The sequence below is a fragment of the Cytobacillus sp. S13-E01 genome, assembly GCF_029193815.1.
In the GTDB taxonomy this organism is placed as follows: Bacteria; Bacillota; Bacilli; order Bacillales; family Bacillaceae_L; genus Bacillus_BV.
This window is the reverse complement of sequence record NZ_JARFVC010000020.1, coordinates 42,402-63,637: the sequence shown is the minus strand read 5'-3', so window position 1 is coordinate 63,637 and position 21,236 is coordinate 42,402. Positions and strand designations below refer to the sequence as shown.

Sequence of the window (21,236 nt, the reverse complement as noted above, 5' to 3'; positions counted from 1 at the left end):
CAGCATTTGGTCATTAAAAAATGTTATGGAAAAAGCGCAAATGCCGTTTACAATCAAATTTACATAGCTATGATCACCTTTTGTCTAACTTTATTGATGAAGAAAAAAGTAAGTTATCAAGGAACCCTCCTTGATATGCTTGAGTTTTTAGGTGAATATTGGTCGAAATGCTTCTTCAATTTTGTAAAAGCACTTTTTGAAAGGCCTGATCGATCATCAGATGGTCGAAGGCGACTAAACCATGAACAGGTTTTCACTGAAACCCTAGCACAGTTTGAAAAAGGAGATGTTCAGCATTTAGATGAATTAATATATGACCCTGTTTATTTGTAAAATTATGGATAAGGACTACCTTCAAATAGGACCCCTTACCCTTTTTTCTCAATTAACCTAAAAGTAAAAATACAGAATATTCTGTTATGTAATATTTTGGAATTATATTCAAAAATATACCTTTTTTACACTCTTGACTTTTTCATAATTTTTTTATGCAACGCTAGTGTAATTTCCTAAACAAAGAAAAAAACAGACTTCTCAAAAGCCTGTTTCTAACCTGTTTGCAGCTGTGTGTATCTTATCTCTGACTAATTACTGGCTTTTGAATATTAAAAAAGAAAAGTTTTTATGATGGTTAAGAAATACAAACATTACTCCGGTTTTGACAATTCACTTTCTGTTACCCATTTATGATTTTTAACTTCTTCACCACCGGTAGTTGGAGTGAAATCGACCATGTATACTGTCATTTTTTCAGCTGAATCAATTTCGGCAGATACTCCTCCCATACCTTCCATATGATCAGCACTAATAGTAACTTCCATTCCAGGTTCAAACGGTTCATTACCAGCATCTTTAATTTCTTCATGGATAACCCATTTATGATTTTCTACTCTTTCTCCACCAGTTGTCGGAGTGTACGATATAGTGTAAACAGTAGTATCATACGCCCCTCTGATGGTTGCAACAGCACCCTTCATACCTGCGATATGATCATTTTCCATAATCGCTTGACTACCAACTTTATAGGTTGGATTCTCTGCTTCTTTTAAATCTTCAGGAACATCACCTGGGCTTGACATGTCCATATTACTATGATCCATTCCATCCATGCTGTCTGTACTTTCTGAGTCCTCTGTGTTTTCATCATTAGCATTGGAGCACCCTCCTATGACTAATAATAAAGCTACAAATAATAAAAATAATACTTGTTTATTCATTAATCTTCTAATCGACACGCTAATAACTCCTCCTTAGACGTTCAACAATATAAACCAAGAATATGTACAGAGAGTGTGCGCAAAAAAAACAAACCATTTTGCATCACTAATTTCTAGTTATTCCCAATTCACTTACTTTTTATGTACTAAATTTAAGAGGCTTCATTAGTTTCCCTTAATAGACTCTCGGGTATAGTGTTTGTTTATGGTAGTTGTTCATATTTTTTTTAAAGATAAGAAAGTATAAAAGTTTGTACCTAGTTATAGTGTCTAGCTCCGGGTGCCACCCGGCTCTATGGTATAAGCCAATCCGTCTAGAAGGTCAAAGAACAACCTTCCAGACGGATCGGCTTATGCTTGACTTGCACAGGATGTGCTGATGTCGATGTTCGCCACAGGACGTAGCGGGTTTTAATCGACGCGCCGATAGGCGGGCGCGCCTTTCGCATTTTTTACAATGTTCTAAGCACATATATATTAAAAATTTTGATATATTGCCTTCTCCACACTCCACAGTACTTGAACTACCTTACTTTATTACCCATACCTTTTTATTCGCCTATAATACAAGGTTAAAACTGCTAAAGTTAAGATGACAGGAATAGCAGTTAGGTTTGATAAAAAGTAATTATTTTGTTCTTTTTTCTCAATGGTCGATGATAATCCTTTATTTTGCTGTTCTCTTTCAACCTTATCCAATTGGATTGTTTTTAGCAGTTCTTGATTAGAACTTAAGATTTCGAATTTACCGTCTTCGCTAATATTTTGTACCGTTTCTTCTCCTTTTTCTGTTGTATAATAAATATCTTGAGGTACTTTAAACTCATTTTTATTTTTAATTATAACTTTCCCTTCTGGTATGACTCTTGTTTCAAAATGTTCAAAAGCATAATCAAGAAGTTGTTTTGTATCGTTATAGATGTCTCTTTTAGATGACGCATTTAGAGTTACAACAATTATATTTAAGTTATCTCTTTGAGCTGTAGTCACAAGCGTTTGACCAGATTGATCAACATAACCAGTTTTTCCACCTGTAATCCCTGTATAAGGGTCTTCTCTCATTAATTTATGATGAGTATAAAGAGTGGTTTCCCAGTCTTGTCCCTTCCATTCTAACTCTTTTGTACTAAAAATGTTTTGAAACACTTTGTTTTGCATGGCATATTGTGTAAGAATTGCTAAATCCTCTGCTGTTGTAATATGATCTTTATCAAAAAGCCCATGTGGATTTTTGAAATTTGTATTTTGAAGTCCTACTTCGTTAATAAGATATTCATTTAATTTTTCAGCAAATTTTTCTACATTTCCACCCATATGTTCTGCAATTGCTATACCTGCATCATTCCCTGAATTTATTAACAAACCTTGTACTAGTTTTTTTAAGGTAATCTCTTCACCCTCTTCCAAGTACACCCTTGTTCCGTCTACTTGAGTAGCATTTAGGCTGACTATTGTTTGATCTTCGAGATTACTCTTTTCAATGGCATATATTGCCGTTGCAATTTTTGTTAAACTTGCGGGGTACATACTTTGGCTTGAATTTTTTTGATAGAATACTTTTCCTGAATTTCCTTCTACAACTATCACAGCTTCACTTTGTATATCTGGTATAGTTAATTGATAATTACCAATAGCAAGAGTTGGTAAAAAAAGGTTTATTCCTATTAAATAAAAAATCGCAACGACAATTTTCTTCATGTAATCACCTGCCAAAAATTAATTTCCAGTCCTTAATTTTTATTTTTTAGCCCAAGGTTTATTTGGTGCGGCTCTTTGTGTATACATAGGAAGTATGTAATCGCGATGCTTGAAATACTTAACCAAAAAGTTAAATATCCAATTTGAGGCAGATATTTATCTAAAACACCATACCATGGCATCATGAAAAATACATAATCAATCACATCATTGTGTAATGTCCAAATCGCTGCTATGGTCAGATGCCAAATCTTTATACGATAATATGGTGCATATAAAAGTCCTTGAATAGCCATAGCACCATGTGAAGCAATTAACATATAACCTGTCCAATGTAATGAACCTGTTTCAATATACAGAAGAATGTTCATTATCACTGCCCAAATACCATATTTAAACAACGTAACAATTGCAAGTGCTTCCATAATTGGCCAGTTCTTTTTTAATAAAAAAGCTAGCAATACAAAGACGAAGAATAGACTCGCTGTAGGACTATCAGGAACAAAGAGTAGAAACTTCTCTGGGGTCTTTGATAATTGAGGTTCATACCAGATGTATCCATAGATTGTGCCAAGAGTATTTATAATGAAAAGTACCCAAATTACCCAGCGTGTTCCTAAAAATTCTATTATTTTCATTTACTATACCTCTTTTCTACGTGCTTTTATTTTGGAAATGTTATTCGTTTAAGACTACCTCTTATTCCCTATCAAAAAAGCAACTAATAACTCTATTCTATTAATTTGCCATACAACTTTCGATATGTAAACACAAATTGAAATGTTTTTAGCCACTTTTTTATCACCACATATTTCATATATTAAGGTTATATTACTTCACAAATTCTTCATATTTACATGATAGATATAACACTATTCGTTTAGACGTTTATTTAGGAGAAACTAAAGTAATAATCGTAGTCTTTCATCCAATTTACTTACTTCTTTTTTAATAAATTTATTCTTCCTAAAAAGGTGAAGATTACTTATGTGTGGATTCGTTGGTTGCATACATGAACTGGATATAGAACCTAGCGAAAAACTAAAAGATACATTCCATGATATGAACAGTATAATAACCCATACAAATATAGAGATTATCATTCAATTACTAAACGATCATTGTAAAGGAAAAGCCGATTATAGTCGAAAAATTTGGGCAGTGCTTATCTTTATGATTTGGCATTAAGTATATTTTGGAAACAAGTACAATTTTCAAGATCTTTACAGAGGCCAGACGATTACAAATTGATTAAAGCTAGTTCATAAATACTAAAAAAGCAATGATGTTCTCCTATATTAGGATTAACATCATTGCTTTTTTTTGGAACATCAGTCTTTCTAACTATCTGGAATATACGTAATTGCTTGCCTTCCCATTTGTATCCAAGCTTTTATAAAATCTTCTTTTGAGGCTTGTTTATTATTAATGCCTGTAATAGGGTCATTAAAATAAATATAATCAGGGTCATATCCGGTAATTAAGACAGAATGTTCCTTATAGGTAATTTTGATTGGACCATTTGGAGTTTGCCAGTTTTGAAAATACGAACTTGGTAATTCCTTATAGGTTACATTTGTAATTATCCAAACCGGTACGCCATTTGATAATTGACGCTCCAATTCATTAAATTCACTACCAGTTAAATCAAGGATTTTATCCGGTAAATATGTTTCAGCCAAATCCTTAATTGGTTTGTGATAGACTCCATATCCTCTATTTTCTAAAGAGTACATATCGCCGATAAATCCATCATTTGGGTCACCGTAATTGATAACCCCATCTATTTTTTTATATGGTGTTGTGTCTTTCTTAACCTTTTGGGCAAGTTCCATTTTGTCTGTTTGGACACCAGCATGTAGTAAAAGCATTGCAAGGCTTGTTACTTCACAACCCCGTGGCAACTCAGGATATTGTTTAACGATTGGTGCATCAATCATTACGTTTGCCTTGACCAGCGGTTTTTGTTGTTTTTCATTAATTGAATCGTTGAGAATATTTTGATCCTGGTTAGGATTACTCGCTACGATTATAGACTTTTTACCTGGATCGTTTTTTATAAATAGTTGATCAAATTCGACTCGATAGCTTATCAAAAATAAAAATAAAAGGAAAAATAAAAAATTATAAAAATAAGCTATTTTTATAATTTTTTGACTTATTTTTTTTGTCAACAGACTGATTGAAATTAATAAAGTCATCGTTGCTGCAATTAAGATACCTAAATCTATCATATTATAACCCACTTTATGTTTCACTACTTCGGCTTATTTTACTAGATTATACTGAAGATTGAAATATATAAAATAATCTTTATTTAAATAATTGCTATTTTCGATTAAAAATTTTACTATTATTTATTTAATCCACTACTTTCGAACATTATAATGACAATAGGTAAAAGGAATAATAAAAGTAGAAGTATCAACGGAAACCTTTTTCCTAACACTTATTTCACCTCACACTAGAGACTTAAAGTTTTTCTTAGTTATTTAGTCAATTTTTAATAATTGATAGTTAACCTATCCTTACTATACTGAATAAATGTGAAGAAAGTTTGAATAATCTAATAAAAAATATTATGTTTAGTTTGAAAAATCCCCAGGAAAGGTTGCCCTGGAGATAAACGGTACTATAATCTACTACTTTTTATTCTCTAAGCATAATTTCGTTGACAGTTTTCAATTACGAGATTACAACTAGTATTATTCGGCATTAACTTTTTGCTCGTTCCAATAATACTCACTAATTACATCAGCCAGTGCTTCCGTAGTTCTATACAGCTCTTCTAAATTGTTACCTACTCCCCCCATTTCAATAATAATTGAGTTAGGAGATAAGTCTTGATTGTATACTCCATTTCCCTGACTTTTATTTTTTTCTAATACCCCTCTCGAGATGCCGGGATACTTTTTCTCTATTTGTGTGTTGATTTCTTTTGCGAAATTTAGATTTTTTTCGTAGTTTTTATGATCAGTTCCAATGATAAAAAATAACCTTGCATAGGCTTTACCATTTATAGTAGCTGTAGTAACCTCTTTGGGTTGAGCATCTCGATGAATATCAAAGAGAAAATTCAAGTCTTTATTTTCAGATGTTGCTGTTTCGACTACTTCTCTCGCAACATTATAAGCATTATAATAACTTAGATTTCTAGTATTTAGTAAACTAATAATATCTGTGGTATCAACCTCTGTACCTATTCCCCTTTCTTCAAGAGCTTCACCTAACTTTTGTCCCACCATTGTTATATTTATCTTAGAGTTATGTGCTTTATCTGGATCTGTTTCACCCTTTAGATAAGGTAAAAATGACTCTCTACTATGTGAATGGTATATATAAGCTACCTTTCTGCCATTTGTTGTATTGATGGGTGGTTTTGGTTTTGTATTTTCGTTTTCGTTAGTATCTAATTTATTCAAATTTTCAATAGAGGCTTCGCGCTCTTGTAGTAACACCTCTAAAGGTGCTGCCGATTCAATAGGCAAGGTTGTATAGTCTGTTCCTTCCCCAGCTACTAATATTTTTGTGTCATAGATTTTGTACCCTGGGATTTCACTTCCCAATAGGCTACGAATATCTCCAAACTGAATACTAGTAAAAAGTTCTAACGCAATTGATGATAAACTTGGGGGCCTACTTTCTGACGGTAAGCCTTGTTTAAAGTAGTTATTTTCTAAGCCTATTAAATATACTAGCGATTCCGTTGGAAATTCATCAATCCATTCATTTAAGGTTTGACTCGTAAAATGAGATTTTAATTCGGAAGAAGAAATAACAGCAATAGTGCTTGATATAAATGATAGTAGTACTATAAATATAGTAAACACTGACTTTAGTGATAGTGTTGCATTGTGACTATTTGCTTTATAACGGCTATACATAATGACCTCCGATATCGAATAATGGTTATTTACCCTATTAAAAGATATGTACAAAACGATATATTTAGAAGGAAAATGATAGAAAAAATCCCTTTAATAGAGTTTATCTAGGATTATAATAACTTTCGTTAATAGTCCTAATAAAATAACCAAGTGGAAAAAGTGGAAGTCAGATAATTTCTGCACTTCCACTTTTTAAAAAGAATAGTAGATTGCTACCAATCAATTGTATCTCATGTATGTCTTTACTATTTAACGTATTTTAATTTAGTGAGCATTCCACCTGGTGAAACACCATTATTTGTTTTATGAAATGGTTTAGTACCATTCACTGGCCATATTCCAGGATTATTTGCGATAAGTTCAAGATCAAATCTCTTCCCAGATGCTACATTAATAGTATCTAACATTTTTCCATTTCTTAAGAAGGCATCCTCACCTATTATTTTAAAGTCATGACCATGTATGTGCATTGTATGTGATTGGTTTGAATTATTAATTAGTCGTACTCTTATTACTTCTCCAAGTCTTGTTAAAAGTGGTGTTGTTATTGGAAATGCTTTTCCGTTTATCGTGAAGAAGTTTGGATTACGATTAAAGTTTTTGGGCTTATACGTTCCTGGGGTTATCTTTCCTAATTCAGGCTGATCAATCTCCCATTGTTGTAACAGTAAAACATAATCATGGTTAGGTACTTGATAGAATTCGTTTGGCAGTACAACAAATGCTCCTATTAAACCATTACTTTCTTGCTTTGGTGTTGAGGAATGATAAAAAAATGTCCCACTTTGCCAAGCAAAAAATTTATAAGTGTAAGACTCCCCGGGTTTTATCTTTGGTGTAGGTTCTATTTCGGGCATTCCGTCTTGACTATTTGGTTTTGATAATCCATGAACATGTAGAGCAGTTGGTTCATCCAGCCTGTTTTCGACTTCAAGAGAAACGAGTTCCCCCTGTTTAACAATCATTAGCGGTCCAGGTGTAGTACCGTTATAGCCTATAGCATTTAAAGTTATATCTTTTAGTATTTTTTGCGAAATAAGCTGGGCAGTAAATTTGAAATGTCTGACATTTTCGAAGTTTTTATACGTAGCTTTTTTTCCGTCAGGCATCTTCATTCTCTTTTCCCATAGATTCACTTCAATCTCCCCTAAACAATTTTGGATTTATAATATCCTATTAATGAAAAAGCCTTATCATTACATGTTTATAAAAAGCGCTCCAATTTTAATAATAACTTCTATGGTCAAATTATTTTTGAAGTGACTGATTGCAACGCAAATGAATGAAAATAAAAATTTATGTTGCAAATCGTAATCATTCCTACTATAATACGAAATGTACCCTATACATCAAAGGAGAGATAAAACGATGAAAATGAAAATACTAACGCCCATTTTTTTGATATTAACTTTTTTGGCATTATCTGCTTGTAGTAATAATGTAAACTTAAATAAGAATTCTCAAAATAAAGATACACGTACTATTTACACTACGATTTATCCGCTTCAGTATTTTGCTGAGCGAATCGGTGGCGGGAATATAAATGTTGAGCTAATCATTCCTTCTGGCTCTGATGCTCACACGTTTGAACCTACCACAAAGACTATGGTAAGCCTAGCTGAGAGTGATGCTTTTATTTATACAGGTACAGGTTTAGAAGGTTTTGCTAATTCAATAATAGATGCGGTTAAAAATGAAGATGTATTAATTGTTAATGCAACTAATAATGTTGATATTATAAAGGCTAAGGAAACCGAAAATGATGCAGAAGAAGATAGCGAGGAGCACGAGGAAGAAACGGATAGGGATCCTCATTTTTGGTTAGAGCCTAAGCGTTCGATTAGTGCAGCATTAAACATTAAAAACGCACTCGTTCAGTTAATTCCAGATCAAAAAGAAGAGATTGAAAAGAATTTTAATTCCTTAAAGATGGACTTAGAACAAGTAGATTCTGAATTTATAAATATGGTTAATAATGCTCAGAATAAAAATTTTTTAGTATCACATTCAGCATACGGGTATTGGGAAGATTCTTATGGACTTAAGCAAATTGGAATTAGTGGTCTTTCCCCATCTGATGAACCTTCACAAAAACAATTAATTGATTTGATAAACTTGGTGAAAGAAAACAACATAACATATATATTTTTTGAGGAGAATTCTACAACAAAAATTGCTGAAACGGTGCAAAGAGAAACGGGAACAAAAATTTTAACTCTTTATAATCTTGAATCAATTTCTGATCAAAATCGTTCTAACAATGAAGACTACATTTCTTTAATGAAAAAAAATATACAGGCCCTAAAACAAGGTCTTAATTGATATTTTAAAGGAAATGGTACCGGCCCTCGGAACCGGTGGTATGGTGCCAGGCGTTAGACACCTAACCTGGGCTCAAAATTTTATCCTTTTCTATTGGGCCCCTTATGATAAATGAGGGGCCACTAATTTTAATTTAAAATGATGTATGATAAATGATTGTCGACTAAGAACCTAAAACTGTGTTCACGTACCATCTTTCACAATTTATGATCGATCATATTTTTAATAGCTTAGCATTTATCGCTACGATTACAGTGCTTAAAGACATTAATACCGCTCCAATAGCTGGACTTAATATAATTCCATAATTATAGAGTATACCTGCTGCTAAGGGTATCGCAACAATGTTATATCCTGCAGCCCACCATAGATTTTGTATCATTTTTCGGTAGGTTGCTTTTGATAAGTGAATTAAATTTACTACATCCTCTGGATTGCTTTTGACAAGTATGACATCGGCAGTTTCAATAGCAACATCCGTCCCAGTTCCAATCGCAATTCCTAAATCAGCCTTTGCTAAAGCGGGAGCATCATTAACACCATCTCCTGTCATAGCTACCTTTAGCCCTTTTTGCTTAATTTCATCAATTTTATCAGACTTCTGATGTGGAAGAACTTCTGCATAAATATCACTCATATTTAATTGCTCCCCAACATAATCGGCAACCTGTCTATTGTCTCCTGTAAGCATAATGGACTGTATATTCATTTCTTTTAGCCTTTGTATAGCATTTTTGGCAGTATCTCTGATGATATCAGCAAGGGCAATCATGGCCGTAAGCTGCTTGTCTATTAAAACAAATACGACTGTTTTCCCTTGGGATGCAAGCTGTTGGAAAATTTCTTGTGGATAATCAACGTTCTTTTCCTTCATGTAGCCAGGGCTTACAACCAATACTTCTCTACCTTCAATTACCCCCATAAGACCTTTTCCAGTGAGAGATTGAAACTCGTCTATTTGCTTAAACGGCAGGTTTCTTTTTTTTCCTTCTCGGACGATTCCATGAGCAATTGGATGCTCAGACTGAGCTTCAAGAGATGAAGCAAAAGTTAATATTTCTTTTTCTGAAAACCCTTTCTCAAGATGCAAATCTGTTATTCCGAATTCACCTTTTGTTAAGGTACCCGTTTTATCAAAAACAACAGCGTTAATATTTCTTGCTCCTTCAAAATTAGTTCTGTTGCGGATAAGCAAACCATTTTTGGCTGAAATCGCTGTTGAAACAGCAATTACCAAAGGTGCTGCCAATCCTAGGGCGTGTGGGCAAGAAATAATCATCACCGTAACCATCCGTTCTACAGCAAAGGATATAGGATAACCAAGCATTACCCAGATGAAAAACGTCCCTATTCCTGCCAACAACGCCAAGTAAAATAGCCACTTTGCTGCCCGGTTTGATAAGTCCTGTGTTTTTGACTTTGATTCTTGAGCTTCTTTTACCAAGTTTATAACTTGAGATAAATAGGTTTCTGCTCCAGTTTTTTTAACGCTGATAACAAGCGACCCTTCCCCGTTGATGGCTCCTCCAATCGCTTCTTCCCCAACCTGTTTATCAACTGGAACGGATTCACCTGTTAACATTGACTCGTCAACCGTTGATTTACCTTTGACAATTTCGCCGTCAACCGGAATTTTTTCACCTGGTTTGACCAATACTTGATCGCCTGCTTTAAGTCCAGATAGTGGAACATCCTTAGTTTCGCCGTTTTCTAATAGTAGATGTGCCTCTGTCGGCATTAGCTTTACAAGTTCTTCAAGGGCTCTTGACGCTCCCATTATGGAGCGCATTTCAATCCAATGACCAAGAAGCATGATATCAATTAACGTTGCTAGCTCCCAAAAGAAATCATTACCGGAAAACCCGAAAATAACGAGTGTACTAAATCCATATGCCACAACAATGGCTAAGGCAATCAGCGTCATCATCCCGGGACTTTTTTGTTTTAATTCATCTATCGCCCCTTTAAGGAACGGATGACCTCCGTAGAAGAAAACAAAAGAAGAAAGGATAAATAATATGTACAAATCATACTGAAAGCGCCAATCGACATTCAAGAACATTTGAATCATTGGTGATAAAATTAGAATTGGAATCGTGATAATAAGAGATATCCAAAATCGCATCTTGAAGTCCGCTACCATATGATCATGATGACCATCGTGGCCATGGCCCCCATGGCCTCCTACGTTGTGATCGGTATGATCATGGTGTTTTTCATGGTGATGTGCAATCTGTTCATCGTGCTTTTTTGATTGATGATTTTCATGTGTATGTTGATCATGGTGGTTATGTACTTTTTCATGGTTATGATGGTGGTCTCCAGGCAGGCTTTCCGGTGTGTTTTTCTCGTTTTTATCCAAATTAAGTCACCCTTTTAAAAAAAATTTTATTTTTTTCGTTCCAACCCAACTTAATTGTTACTAACAGAACAGCAGAACATTTTCCTTCTTAAAGAAAATGGCTTATGCCCTCTGGCCCGATGGAGCCGGAACTAGACACATTACCTAGGCAAAAAATTTTATACGTTCACATATAAATTCTGATAATAAAAAAATTACGATTCAGTCTATTATTATCCATAATCGGTATCCATTTTATACCTTAGAAAACATAGAAATTGAATCATCCGTAGCTGATGCACAATATGAGAAGAAGATAAGATAAGAATTTTGCTGATCTTTCTTTCATGTAAACCTCGAGCCGATGGTGCCCTGGAGCTAGACACCTTAAACAAGGTACAAAATTTTATGTTTTCACATATAAAATCAGATAAAAAAAGGTCGACTCACATTGAAAGCTGTGAGTCGACCTCTTTTTTATTGGTAAGGAATTTATAAAATTGTAAGGTTGTGTATAACTTCGTATCTCTGTCTATCTACGTCTAGCTCCAGGCGCAATCGGACCTGAGGTCATAAGCCGTTTCCTTTAAGAAGGAAAAACCACCTTCTTAAAGGAACAGTCTTATGCTTGTCGCCGATAGGCGGGAGCCTTGCGCTTTTCTTGTCTGAATTCCAATATTTATAAATACGTTAAACTCATTAATGTACGGCAATAATAATTTAATATATTAATATTATTTAACGTACAGGTTTCCATTTTCGCAGGAATAACGTATTTCCTACAACAGATACAGAACTAAAGGCCATTGCTCCACCAGCTAGAATTGGATTTAGAAGACCAATAGCTGCAACTGGTATTAAAATAATATTATAAGCAAATGCCCAGAATAGATTTTGGCGAATCTTACGCATTGTTGATTTTGATAGTCGGATGGTATCGACAATTCCCATTAAATCTCCACGCATTAGAGTAATGTCAGCTGCTTCAATTGCTACGTCCGTTCCTGTTCCAATTGCGATGCCAACATCGGCGGCAGCAAGTGCAGGGGCATCATTGATACCATCGCCAACCATTGCAACAACTTTTCCTTCCTGCTTCAATTTTTCTACCTCAGCGGATTTCTCCTCTGGCAGAACTTCTGCGAGCACCCGGTCAACGCCAACTTGCTTGGCAATTGCTTCTGCTGTAAGGCGATTGTCACCGGTAATCATAATTACCTCAATACCAAGTTGCTTCATAAGCTTAATGGCTTCTGCAGATGTTTCCTTAACAGTATCCGCCACAGCGATGATGGCAGCAAGACTACCTTCAACTGCCATAAGCATTGCCGTTTTCCCTTCACCTTCAAGTTTTTCCATTGTTTCAAGAGCTTGATCTATATTTACATCATTTTTCTTCATCAGCTTTTTGTTTCCAATTAAAACAAACTGGTTATTTATTTCAGTTTGTATCCCATGTCCTGGAATAGCATTGAAATTCTTGCCATCCTGAAGTTGAAGTCCTTTTTCTTTTGCACCATTAACAATTGCTTCTCCAAGTGGATGTTCGGATCCCTTTTCAGCTGAGGCCGCTATCTGTAGTAACTCATCCTCTGAATAATTTCCGTAAGCAACGATATCTGTCACATCGGGTTCACCTTTTGTAATAGTTCCTGTTTTATCTAGAACAATTGTTGTTACACGTTGTGAATTTTGAAGATGTTCGGCTCCTTTAATAAGGAGTCCATTTTCAGCACCCTTCCCTGTACCAACCATAACAGCCGTTGGAGTTGCTAGCCCCAATGCGCATGGGCATGCAATCACAAGTACTGCGATTGTGCTAATTAAAGCAGGTGTAAATCCTGTAACGAAATAAGTAATGGCGAATGTTGCTAATGCAATAAGAATAACGATCGGTACAAAGACTCCTGAGATTCTATCTGCTAGATGCTGTATCGGCGCTTTTGAGCCTTGTGCTTCTTCAACTAGCTTGATGATTTGAGATAGTGCTGTATCTTTTCCGACTTTAGTTGCTTTGAATTTGAAAGAACCATGTTTATTGACAGTCGCACCAATGACAGTGTCGCCAACTTTCTTGCCTACAGGCATACTCTCACCCGTCAACATAGATTCGTCTACAGACGAACTACCTTCAATAAGTATTCCATCAACCGGAATTTTTTCACCAGCACGTACGAAAACCACATCATCTGATACAACATCTTCAAGTGGTATATCGATTTCCTCACCATTACGAATGATACGAGCAGTTTTTGCTTGAAGCCCCATTAATTTCTTAATTGCCTCTGAAGTTTGTCCTTTTGCCCTTGTTTCAAGCAATTTACCGAGAACAATCAACGTCATAACGATGACAGCCGCCTCAAAGTATAGAAATTGCCCGGTTCCCAAAATGGTAACGACTAAACTGTAAAAATAGGCCGCTGATGTTCCAAGTACAACTAACACTGCCATGTTGGCACTGCCTCCACGGACGGAATTATACGCATCACGATAGTAATGGCCGCCTACAAAAAACTGAACGGGAGTAGCAAGTAAAAATTGAATCCACGGAGCCATATGGAAAAATCCGCCATTGCCGTATTCCATCGTAAAATCCGAGATCATCTGTATTAAAAAAGGAATTGATAAAATTGCACCAATGGTAAATTTTGTCACTTGAGTTTTGTATGCTTTTTCACGGGCGCTACGTTCATAGTCCCCATCTGCTTCACCAATTACTTTAGCATCATACCCGGCTTTTTTTACTGCAGCAATTAATTTCTCGACATTTGTATTGCCAGGAACGTATTCAACATTTGCTTTTTCCGTTGCAAGATTGACTGATGCATTTGTTACCCCATCGACCTTATTCAGACTTTTTTCAATCCTAGTTGAACAAGCCGCACATGTCATACCAATGATATTAAGTTTTACCTTTTCTTCTTGAACACCGTACCCAGTCTTTTTAACTTTAGCAATAATATCTTCAACAGAAGCCTCGGACGGATTGTAAGTAACCGATGCTTTTTCAGTAGCTAAATTTACATTCGCTTTCTGAACACCTGGTACTTTAGCAATATTTTTTTCGATCCGAGTGGCACATGCTGCACATGTCATTCCTGTAATGCTCAATGAGACACTTTCACCAGTGACCACATTAGGTTGATCCATCGCCTTTGCCTGTACTGACATAACTATTCTCTCCTATCATCACCTAGCATTAGTTTTTTGAAATGTGAAGCACATAAAAATGCTTCAACACTAACGCCTTCCGTGTTATTATTTTTGTTTCCGTTTTGGATTGTGTCTGTTAATCGCTTCATTAACTCCTTTCGTGACAAGACTTTGCTAACCAATATCTTTTTTTCTTTTAAGCGACATATTACTTGGTCAATCGAGGACATTAAGATCCCCTCATCTTCATTGGTTTTTGAATATCATCACTTAGTGTTTCTAGTTTATACCTATAAGGATTTATTTGTATAGAAAAAAATGAGTGTATAGTGTTTAACTGTTCATCCTTTTCTAATCTACATCATAACCTTGATCATCAATGGTTTCTTTAATTATATCTAATGTTATCACATTAGCGTCAAATTCTACATCTACAGTGTCGTTTTCAAGATGAACTTTTACATGAGTTACACCTTTAAGTTCTCCAACGCTTCCTTCTACTGATTTTACACAATGACCGCAAGACATCCCTTGTACATTAAGCGTTACTTTTTCCATTCCAATCATCTCCTATTATTTTTTCATTAATCCTTTCGAGTTATTCCAAGTACCCATTTAAAACTTCGAATATCGGCTTCCTGAAATTTTACCCTAAAACACAATTTTTCAAATGAGCTTTGAAAGGAACTTTTGCAAAATGCTATGTTATGTTATTTATTATAGTATACCCTAGTACCCTATGTAAAGTTACTATTTCGTAAAAAAAAAAATTGCACAATAGATTAGCGGATGAGTACTTATCTTCCACTAAATTATACTTCAATTTGCTAAACAGCCGTTACCTATTTCTAGGTAACGGCTGTTTATGGAGATTAATTCATTATGCTGATACCATTTGGAATTTCACCAACTTCAAATGTATCAATCACTTTATTTTGTTCTGTAGCAATTACTGTAACTGTATTTTCGAACATATTTGTTACATATAGGCGTTTATTGTCAGAGCTTAATACGACTCCATGAGCACCATTGCCTGTTTCAATTGTTGCAGTTACTTTCTTTGAAGCCAAGTCAACAACCGTAACTGAATTAGAAGGAGCATCAACAGTACCTTGGTTGGCTACATAAGCATATTGATTATTTCCATCAATATAAACTTGTGCAGGACCTTTCCCGACTTCTACTTTTTCGACTTGATCGGTAGCTAAATCTACAATGGCAAGCATATTTTCTGCATTTAATGTAGTCACAAGCGTCTTACCATCAGACGTAATATCTGTTGTAACCGGTGTGGAACCTACTGTAATCTTCTTTTCTTCTTCCATCGTTTCAAGGTTTAATACACTGACAGAATCTTCGCCCATATTCGCTATATAAGCCTTTTGACTATCAACGGAAATCCTAAATCCGTGTGGTCCTTTTCCAGAATCAATGGTTTCTATCACAGAAAAGCTTCCCATATCGATAACAGAAACAGTATTATCTTCATTATTGGTAACTAACGCATATTTTCCATCCTCAGTAAAAACGAAGTGAGCTGGATGATTCCCTACTTCAGTGGTGTTTAAGAGTTCGTTGGTTTTTGTATCAAAAAATAATGCTTGCCCTTTTATTTCCATAGGCATATCGCCATGTGATTCTTCATCATTATTCATTGCTGGAACAACGGTGGCGCCAAGTATTTTCCCATCTGGAGATACCTGTACATTGTGAACTGCACCGTCCACTTCAATTGTCTCTACTACTTCATTGGAAGATGCATCAATTTTTGAGATGCTTCCACCTTCATTTCCAGTAAAATAATATTTTATGCTTTCTGTTTCGGAAAGAGTAGTATCTGTTGCTAACTCAGAAGACTGTGTCTGTGTCTCTTCTTTCACTTTTTGGACAGCTGAACTTTGATCAGATTCAGAACTACACCCTGCAAGGATTGCCCCGGATACCAATAAAATAATAAGACTAATTTTTGTTTTTTTCATGTTTTGCTTCCTCCTTTTTGGAATCTACCGTTAGCATAATAACTCCACACCATCTAATAAGTGATTCGCATCACTATGTAAAAAAAGAAAGACAAAATCATAAATATTGTGAAAATCCATAGAAACTGCAAATATTGCTATTAAAATTAATAAATTTGCTATCACTAACATTAGTAGCCTCATATAAAAAGGATCGTCAGCCTTTACCTATGTAGTTTTAGATATGGCGGTTTTCATTTTGTCACCCATTCCACTATTTGTACTTCTTCAAGATTTACATTTGCATCAAATCGATTACTATAAAGAAAACGCTTGGGTCATTATGTCTCCCCAAGCGTTTTTGCATGCTAATTATTTTTATTCTTCTCTTCATTTTATGCCTCACTTTATTAAAAAGCTAATAACACCTATAAACCCTATAAATAGAAACCAAACGATGAAAAAGTACACAGATGACATTTTCTTCTTATTATCATTTTTATTTTGACAGCAACCCATTTTATCACCAGATTTTAGGATTTTTCTCGTTTGATTGGACTTAGCACGGAAATATACACATTGCCCTCTTGAACATAAGATTCAAAGGTATCTAATGGTCGTGGTGGGGGACCCCCAACATTAATACCAAATTCATCATATTGGCCTCCATGACACGGGCAATAAAATTGAATGCCTGTATTTTTCATTTCTGCTTCAGCATCTCCTGCGATACAACCTAGATGGGTGCAAATTGGTGACATAATAAGTAAAGAATTATCTTCTTTATTTTTATTGATATAGACAAATCCATCCATTTTTTGTTCAGTCCAGGCATCCTTTATCGTAACGTTATAAGGTACCCTTTTCGGAAACTCACCCTTTTCTAACTCACTTAAAGGACCAAGGTTTGCCATAGAACTTTTATCGATGTTTTTTTTTTCATTACTGCAGGCCACTAGTCCTAACGGCAATACGGAAATTGCAAATAACCCAGCCGTTCCTTTTACCGAATTGCTGAGAAAATCTCTCCTGTTCATCATTAGTTCCCTCCTTTTCACTTATCATAACGCTAAAATATGCAGAAAATTTGAATTTGAAACGATTTTGTATGAAAATACCACTTGTTTAACACAAAACAAATTATTTAAATATAAGAAAAAGCTGTCTTCCTGTAGACAGCTTTTTCTTATATTCTTTATACCCTTATGACAAGGTAGTCACCGGATTTCATTTGTACCACATCTGCCTTCATTGCCTTGGCGATATCTACGGTTAAGGCTTCTGCGTCTTTTTCATCCTTTGCTAATAATGAAAGAGGTGTGCCACCCAATACTTTTTCTTTGTCTACCGTAATAAATGCTAATATTTCGTAGTTTGGTTTTTGCGTTGATTCACGTCCCATATTACTCTCTCCCCATCAAATTCGTTTTCATCACAGCATGGCTTTTCTTTGCACTTTCAAGCAACGGAGTGTTTTTAACCGTTTCAATCAGTCTGCTAGTATCATTAACAATAGGGACTAATGCAATCACAATATAGCCTTTTTCATAGTCTTTTCTTGTGAAATGATATCTCTTAACACCAATTGCTCTTGTTGCTTCAAATAGGATAGCTTGTCTTTGGCCATAGTTGTCTAATGTAATCCGAAAATGTTCCTCTTTAGGGTAGATAACTACTGCTACGCCTTCGCTTTCAAACAAATTTCTGGCGTTTTCGGTTCCAAGTTGGTTTGATACATAAATACCATCAACAAATAACTCGGAGCCCTTTATTTCAACCTCTCCTTTTTTTACAGTTGCAATATCTCCTACGGTCTTTCCTTTTGAAAAGCGTTTTAACACAAACAGAACTATAAAACCAACAATTGTGCCACATAAGATATTAATCCACATGAATTTTGTATCAACTAATTGAATGGTAAGTGCTGTTGCAAAAGAAACAATAAGTGCAAAGTAATTTCGTGCTTCAAATGTTTTCGCAATCCCATCAATGTATGCGTCACCGCGGTAAGCATATTCTGTGTTTTCTAGGTCTTTTAAACTTTCTCGTTCCGTTTTGCGAACATCTCGAAACTGCTGAATAGCAAGAGTTAGAAAGGTCACTGCTACAAAGTTTTTGGTCATTAAAGCTGGAATGGCGACTGCTCCTAATGCAGCTGCCACAAAGCCAGTTAAGAGATGTATAAGATACCCATTCGGATAGCTTGGATACTGCCGATAATCTTCTTTTATTGTTAGAATTCTCGCTAAAGTTCCGATTATAATCGCTGTAACAATTATTACAATTTGCTCTGTTGAAATTGCTCCATCTTTCACATTTTCACCCTCTTTACTTACAATGATGGACAAAATGGACGGCAGATAAACAATTTTCATGTAATAAGTGAAAAGGAACCCTCCTAAATTGTATAAGTGTCCTACAATCAGGCTGGCTCCTTAGTTCATTTAAATATTAGCATTCAATAGTTACAGAATATTACATTTGAAAAATAATTTTTTTATTTGATATCGATAGTCAGGCTACAAATTTCATCAATGTAAACATAATCACGCTAAAAAAGCCCAATATCATAAAAATAAGAGTGTATCCAAAATAATTTTCTTTTCTTTGTAACTTTTTGTATTCAGAAAATGTTATTTCACCTTGTGCAAACCTAAGTCCATTACTATTAGGTTCTATAATATAAGATGTTCCGTCCTTATCTTCTAAATTCACCTTCGTGATGAGACCTGATCCATTCCAATTTTGATTTTGGTTAAAGCTAGAACTATCACTGCCCGAAAAAGCTACTCCTACAAATTTATATAACGAATTTTTCTTTATTTTTTCACTCATTTCGTATGCTTGTTGCTCTATAAAATTAGTAGAAATACACATAAATTCACCTCATTATTCATTTTTTAAGGATTTACACTTATTCTTTTGATGAAGTGTGGGTTATACTGCCCGTTAATACGGGATCAAACTTGACTCTTTGATAACCCCACCTCTTTTTACTCAAGCTTAATAATTTGAGCGAGACCAACTTTTTACTTATATAATATGATTATATCTTTTTTTTGTCATGATATTCAATAAATTTTTTATTATTTTTAAGCGAATGCATCCATTTTGTAAAATTTCATCTTTTTCTCTATGCAAGTCACTAATTCAATTCTTTTAATTTTGTATCTGTATCCAAAATTACTTCACCTTTAGCAATTCTTAGCTCCCTCAATCTTTCAATTTCACTTTCTTTTAGCGGTGTGTTACTTGCTAGAAAATAGAGGTTTTGTTGACCCTGTTCGAGCCTCCCAAATATTTTAACATATGGATAGACACTTCCTAAAGTGCTGTAAAGGGAATTAATAAATTCATCGCCTTTTGGTTTACCTATTGCATTCACCAATAGGACTCCATCTTGTTTTAATTTTGATTCCGTTAATTTAAAAAATTCTTTTGTAACTAAATGAAATGGTATTTGGGTTGTATTGTTATACGCATCCAAAAATATAATGTCTGATTTCATTTTTTCATCATTTAATATTTTTCTCCCATCACCAATAATTACACTATTCCCATTATATTGGAAGTACTCTCGACTAACCTCTAAAACTGTTTTGTCGATCTCTGCTACTTTTACTTTCTTTCCTTCTGTCTCAAATTTTTTAACGATTGACCCTATTCCATGCCCGACAATAAATACATTTTTACTATTGTCTTTGTATTCGTTCGAGAGGTCCCAAATATCTTGCGAATAATTTAATACGAGTTGATCCGGATTATTAACATTCATTTTTCCTTGAATGGTATCCTTATTTCCAAACGTTAGATAGCGATAACGACTATCATTTTTTTCATCATTCAATTCATAGACATAGATATCATGGTATAAGCTTGTAGAATGATATATCACATTTGGTTTTATATTATTAGCTGAATAGAAAGGGAAAATAACAATAAGTATTGGTAACAGTAACATCGTCCTATGTCCTACCTTATTCTTATGAAAATAGGCTAAAAATCCAATAAACAGAATAAAGACTAGGATACTAATAACCGAATTGATGTTTGTGTACGGAATAATCCAAAATGTTGTGACAACTGTCCCAAGCACACTACCAATTGCTGAGGAAGAATGTAATTTGCCAATAATAGTACCACTTATTTCATTTTCTAACCCTACTTTCATCAGTATAGGGATAATACTGCTTAACAATAAATTTGGAATAAAATATAAAAGTATGACGCCTAAGGATGTCCCGAATTCACTTGAAAAAGAATTTAATAATGGAAAAAACATGTCTTTTACAACAGGTATAAACGAAATGAAAAACATACTTACCAGGTAAAGAACGAGTAGGATTTTTAAATACTCATTCTGATCTGCTATCCACCCACCCAAAACATAACCGATTGAAGAACCAATTAAAAATACTGTAATAATGATCCCCCAAGTGTAAACGGTATTCCCAAAAGTTGGTGCAATAAAGCGAGTGGCAGTCATCTCTAAACCCATAATAATAAAACTAACAATCACTAAATTTAAATAAATAACTTTTCTCATCATATTACTTCCATTTCTCTAAATTACTATATTTCTTTATTAGTATAGTTTAATTTCAAGGGGAAAATAAGGGTTGATTTTAAAAAAAGGATAAAATGTTGTTTGGAAGAAGTC

Annotated in this window: 18 protein-coding genes and 1 pseudogene; 3 read left to right on the top strand and 16 right to left on the bottom strand. The window is 34.5% G+C overall.

Features of this window, described 5'->3' with window-relative positions:
• Nucleotides 1-333, top strand: a pseudogene (locus PY093_RS13325) (IS4 family transposase); the annotation flags it as partial.
• Nucleotides 334-647: 314 nt separating this feature from the next.
• Here PY093_RS13325 and PY093_RS13320 read toward each other — a convergent pair.
• The 3 genes from PY093_RS13320 to lhaT all read right to left on the bottom strand — a co-directional run bounded on the left by PY093_RS13320 (nt 648) and on the right by lhaT (nt 3,553).
• Nucleotides 648-1,217: a YdhK family protein gene (locus tag PY093_RS13320; RefSeq protein ID WP_275646361.1), complete on the bottom strand. Its 570-nt coding sequence runs from the start codon at nt 1,215-1,217 to the stop codon at nt 648-650.
• Between the two features lie 537 nt (nt 1,218-1,754).
• On the bottom strand, nt 1,755-2,915 hold the full coding sequence (locus PY093_RS13315; protein WP_275646359.1) for a D-alanyl-D-alanine carboxypeptidase family protein: 1,161 nt from the start codon (nt 2,913-2,915) through the stop codon (nt 1,755-1,757).
• A 32-nt stretch (nt 2,916-2,947) separates the two neighbouring features.
• Nucleotides 2,948-3,553, bottom strand: a complete 606-nt coding sequence (gene lhaT / locus PY093_RS13310; RefSeq protein ID WP_275646358.1) for a lipoprotein heptaprenylglyceryl N-acetyltransferase LhaT — start codon at nt 3,551-3,553, stop codon at nt 2,948-2,950.
• A 349-nt stretch (nt 3,554-3,902) separates the two neighbouring features.
• Between lhaT and PY093_RS13305 the strand changes: the two genes are divergently transcribed.
• Nucleotides 3,903-4,103: a hypothetical protein gene (locus PY093_RS13305; protein ID WP_275646362.1), complete on the top strand. Its 201-nt coding sequence runs from the start codon at nt 3,903-3,905 to the stop codon at nt 4,101-4,103.
• Between the two features lie 152 nt (nt 4,104-4,255).
• Here the strand turns inward: PY093_RS13305 and PY093_RS13300 are convergent, their stop codons facing one another.
• From PY093_RS13300 to PY093_RS13290, 3 genes are all read right to left on the bottom strand, one after another.
• Nucleotides 4,256-5,149, bottom strand: a complete 894-nt coding sequence (locus PY093_RS13300) for a C39 family peptidase (RefSeq protein WP_275646357.1) — start codon at nt 5,147-5,149, stop codon at nt 4,256-4,258.
• Between the two features lie 471 nt (nt 5,150-5,620).
• Nucleotides 5,621-6,799 carry a stage II sporulation protein P gene (gene spoIIP / locus PY093_RS13295; protein ID WP_275646356.1) on the bottom strand — a complete coding sequence of 393 codons (1,179 nt, stop codon included), beginning with the start codon at nt 6,797-6,799 and terminating at the stop codon, nt 5,621-5,623.
• A 248-nt stretch (nt 6,800-7,047) separates the two neighbouring features.
• Nucleotides 7,048-7,938, bottom strand: coding sequence for a multicopper oxidase family protein (locus tag PY093_RS13290; RefSeq protein WP_275646355.1), 891 nt, complete (start codon nt 7,936-7,938; stop codon nt 7,048-7,050).
• 232 nt (nt 7,939-8,170) lie between these two features.
• On the opposite strand from PY093_RS13290, the gene PY093_RS13285 reads away from it, so the two are divergent.
• Nucleotides 8,171-9,124: a metal ABC transporter solute-binding protein, Zn/Mn family gene (locus tag PY093_RS13285; RefSeq protein WP_275646354.1), complete on the top strand. Its 954-nt coding sequence runs from the start codon at nt 8,171-8,173 to the stop codon at nt 9,122-9,124.
• Nucleotides 9,125-9,338: 214 nt separating this feature from the next.
• Here PY093_RS13285 and PY093_RS13280 read toward each other — a convergent pair whose 3' ends face one another.
• From PY093_RS13280 to PY093_RS13235, 10 genes are all read right to left on the bottom strand, one after another.
• Nucleotides 9,339-11,195: a copper-translocating P-type ATPase gene (locus PY093_RS13280; RefSeq protein WP_481769299.1), complete on the bottom strand. Its 1,857-nt coding sequence runs from the start codon at nt 11,193-11,195 to the stop codon at nt 9,339-9,341.
• A 1,008-nt stretch (nt 11,196-12,203) separates the two neighbouring features.
• Nucleotides 12,204-14,636: a heavy metal translocating P-type ATPase gene (locus PY093_RS13275; protein WP_275646353.1), complete on the bottom strand. Its 2,433-nt coding sequence runs from the start codon at nt 14,634-14,636 to the stop codon at nt 12,204-12,206.
• Between the two features lie 2 nt (nt 14,637-14,638).
• Nucleotides 14,639-14,848, bottom strand: coding sequence for a hypothetical protein (locus PY093_RS13270; RefSeq protein ID WP_275646352.1), 210 nt, complete (start codon nt 14,846-14,848; stop codon nt 14,639-14,641).
• A gap of 121 nt (nt 14,849-14,969) precedes the next feature.
• Nucleotides 14,970-15,176, bottom strand: a complete 207-nt coding sequence (gene copZ, locus PY093_RS13265; RefSeq protein WP_275646351.1) for a copper chaperone CopZ — start codon at nt 15,174-15,176, stop codon at nt 14,970-14,972.
• 314 nt (nt 15,177-15,490) lie between these two features.
• Nucleotides 15,491-16,597, bottom strand: a complete 1,107-nt coding sequence (locus PY093_RS13260) for a YncE family protein (RefSeq protein WP_275646350.1) — start codon at nt 16,595-16,597, stop codon at nt 15,491-15,493.
• Nucleotides 16,598-17,109: 512 nt separating this feature from the next.
• Nucleotides 17,110-17,616: a QcrA and Rieske domain-containing protein gene (locus PY093_RS13255; RefSeq protein WP_275646349.1), complete on the bottom strand. Its 507-nt coding sequence runs from the start codon at nt 17,614-17,616 to the stop codon at nt 17,110-17,112.
• A 155-nt stretch (nt 17,617-17,771) separates the two neighbouring features.
• Nucleotides 17,772-17,978, bottom strand: a complete 207-nt coding sequence (locus PY093_RS13250; RefSeq protein WP_275646348.1) for a capping complex subunit for YIEGIA — start codon at nt 17,976-17,978, stop codon at nt 17,772-17,774.
• Between the two features lies 1 nt (nt 17,979).
• Nucleotides 17,980-18,891 carry a YIEGIA family protein gene (locus tag PY093_RS13245; protein ID WP_275646347.1) on the bottom strand — a complete coding sequence of 304 codons (912 nt, stop codon included), beginning with the start codon at nt 18,889-18,891 and terminating at the stop codon, nt 17,980-17,982.
• Nucleotides 18,892-19,090: 199 nt separating this feature from the next.
• Complete coding sequence (locus PY093_RS13240; RefSeq protein ID WP_275646346.1) at nt 19,091-19,453, bottom strand: hypothetical protein; 363 nt, start codon at nt 19,451-19,453, stop codon at nt 19,091-19,093.
• Nucleotides 19,454-19,721: 268 nt separating this feature from the next.
• Complete coding sequence (locus PY093_RS13235; RefSeq protein ID WP_275646345.1) at nt 19,722-21,122, bottom strand: fused MFS/spermidine synthase; 1,401 nt, start codon at nt 21,120-21,122, stop codon at nt 19,722-19,724.
• Nucleotides 21,123-21,236 lie beyond the last annotated feature (114 nt).

What these genes read in the sequence shown, in the direction of transcription:
- PY093_RS13320 (WP_275646361.1), bottom strand. Translation starts at nt 1,217, where the DNA reads ATGAATAAACAAGTATTATTTTTATTATTTGTAGCTTTATTATTAGTC.
- PY093_RS13315 (WP_275646359.1), bottom strand. Translation starts at nt 2,915, where the DNA reads ATGAAGAAAATTGTCGTTGCGATTTTTTATTTAATAGGAATAAACCTT.
- lhaT (WP_275646358.1), bottom strand. Translation starts at nt 3,553, where the DNA reads ATGAAAATAATAGAATTTTTAGGAACACGCTGGGTAATTTGGGTACTT.
- PY093_RS13305 (WP_275646362.1), top strand. Translation starts at nt 3,903, where the DNA reads ATGTGTGGATTCGTTGGTTGCATACATGAACTGGATATAGAACCTAGC.
- PY093_RS13300 (WP_275646357.1), bottom strand. Translation starts at nt 5,149, where the DNA reads ATGATAGATTTAGGTATCTTAATTGCAGCAACGATGACTTTATTAATT.
- spoIIP (WP_275646356.1), bottom strand. Translation starts at nt 6,799, where the DNA reads ATGTATAGCCGTTATAAAGCAAATAGTCACAATGCAACACTATCACTA.
- PY093_RS13285 (WP_275646354.1), top strand. Translation starts at nt 8,171, where the DNA reads ATGAAAATGAAAATACTAACGCCCATTTTTTTGATATTAACTTTTTTG.
- PY093_RS13280 (WP_481769299.1), bottom strand. Translation starts at nt 11,195, where the DNA reads ATGATTCAAATGTTCTTGAATGTCGATTGGCGCTTTCAGTATGATTTG.
- PY093_RS13275 (WP_275646353.1), bottom strand. Translation starts at nt 14,636, where the DNA reads ATGTCAGTACAGGCAAAGGCGATGGATCAACCTAATGTGGTCACTGGT.
- PY093_RS13270 (WP_275646352.1), bottom strand. Translation starts at nt 14,848, where the DNA reads ATGTCCTCGATTGACCAAGTAATATGTCGCTTAAAAGAAAAAAAGATA.
- copZ (WP_275646351.1), bottom strand. Translation starts at nt 15,176, where the DNA reads ATGGAAAAAGTAACGCTTAATGTACAAGGGATGTCTTGCGGTCATTGT.
- PY093_RS13260 (WP_275646350.1), bottom strand. Translation starts at nt 16,597, where the DNA reads ATGAAAAAAACAAAAATTAGTCTTATTATTTTATTGGTATCCGGGGCA.
- PY093_RS13255 (WP_275646349.1), bottom strand. Translation starts at nt 17,616, where the DNA reads ATGATGAACAGGAGAGATTTTCTCAGCAATTCGGTAAAAGGAACGGCT.
- PY093_RS13250 (WP_275646348.1), bottom strand. Translation starts at nt 17,978, where the DNA reads ATGGGACGTGAATCAACGCAAAAACCAAACTACGAAATATTAGCATTT.
- PY093_RS13240 (WP_275646346.1), bottom strand. Translation starts at nt 19,453, where the DNA reads ATGTGTATTTCTACTAATTTTATAGAGCAACAAGCATACGAAATGAGT.
- PY093_RS13235 (WP_275646345.1), bottom strand. Translation starts at nt 21,122, where the DNA reads ATGAGAAAAGTTATTTATTTAAATTTAGTGATTGTTAGTTTTATTATT.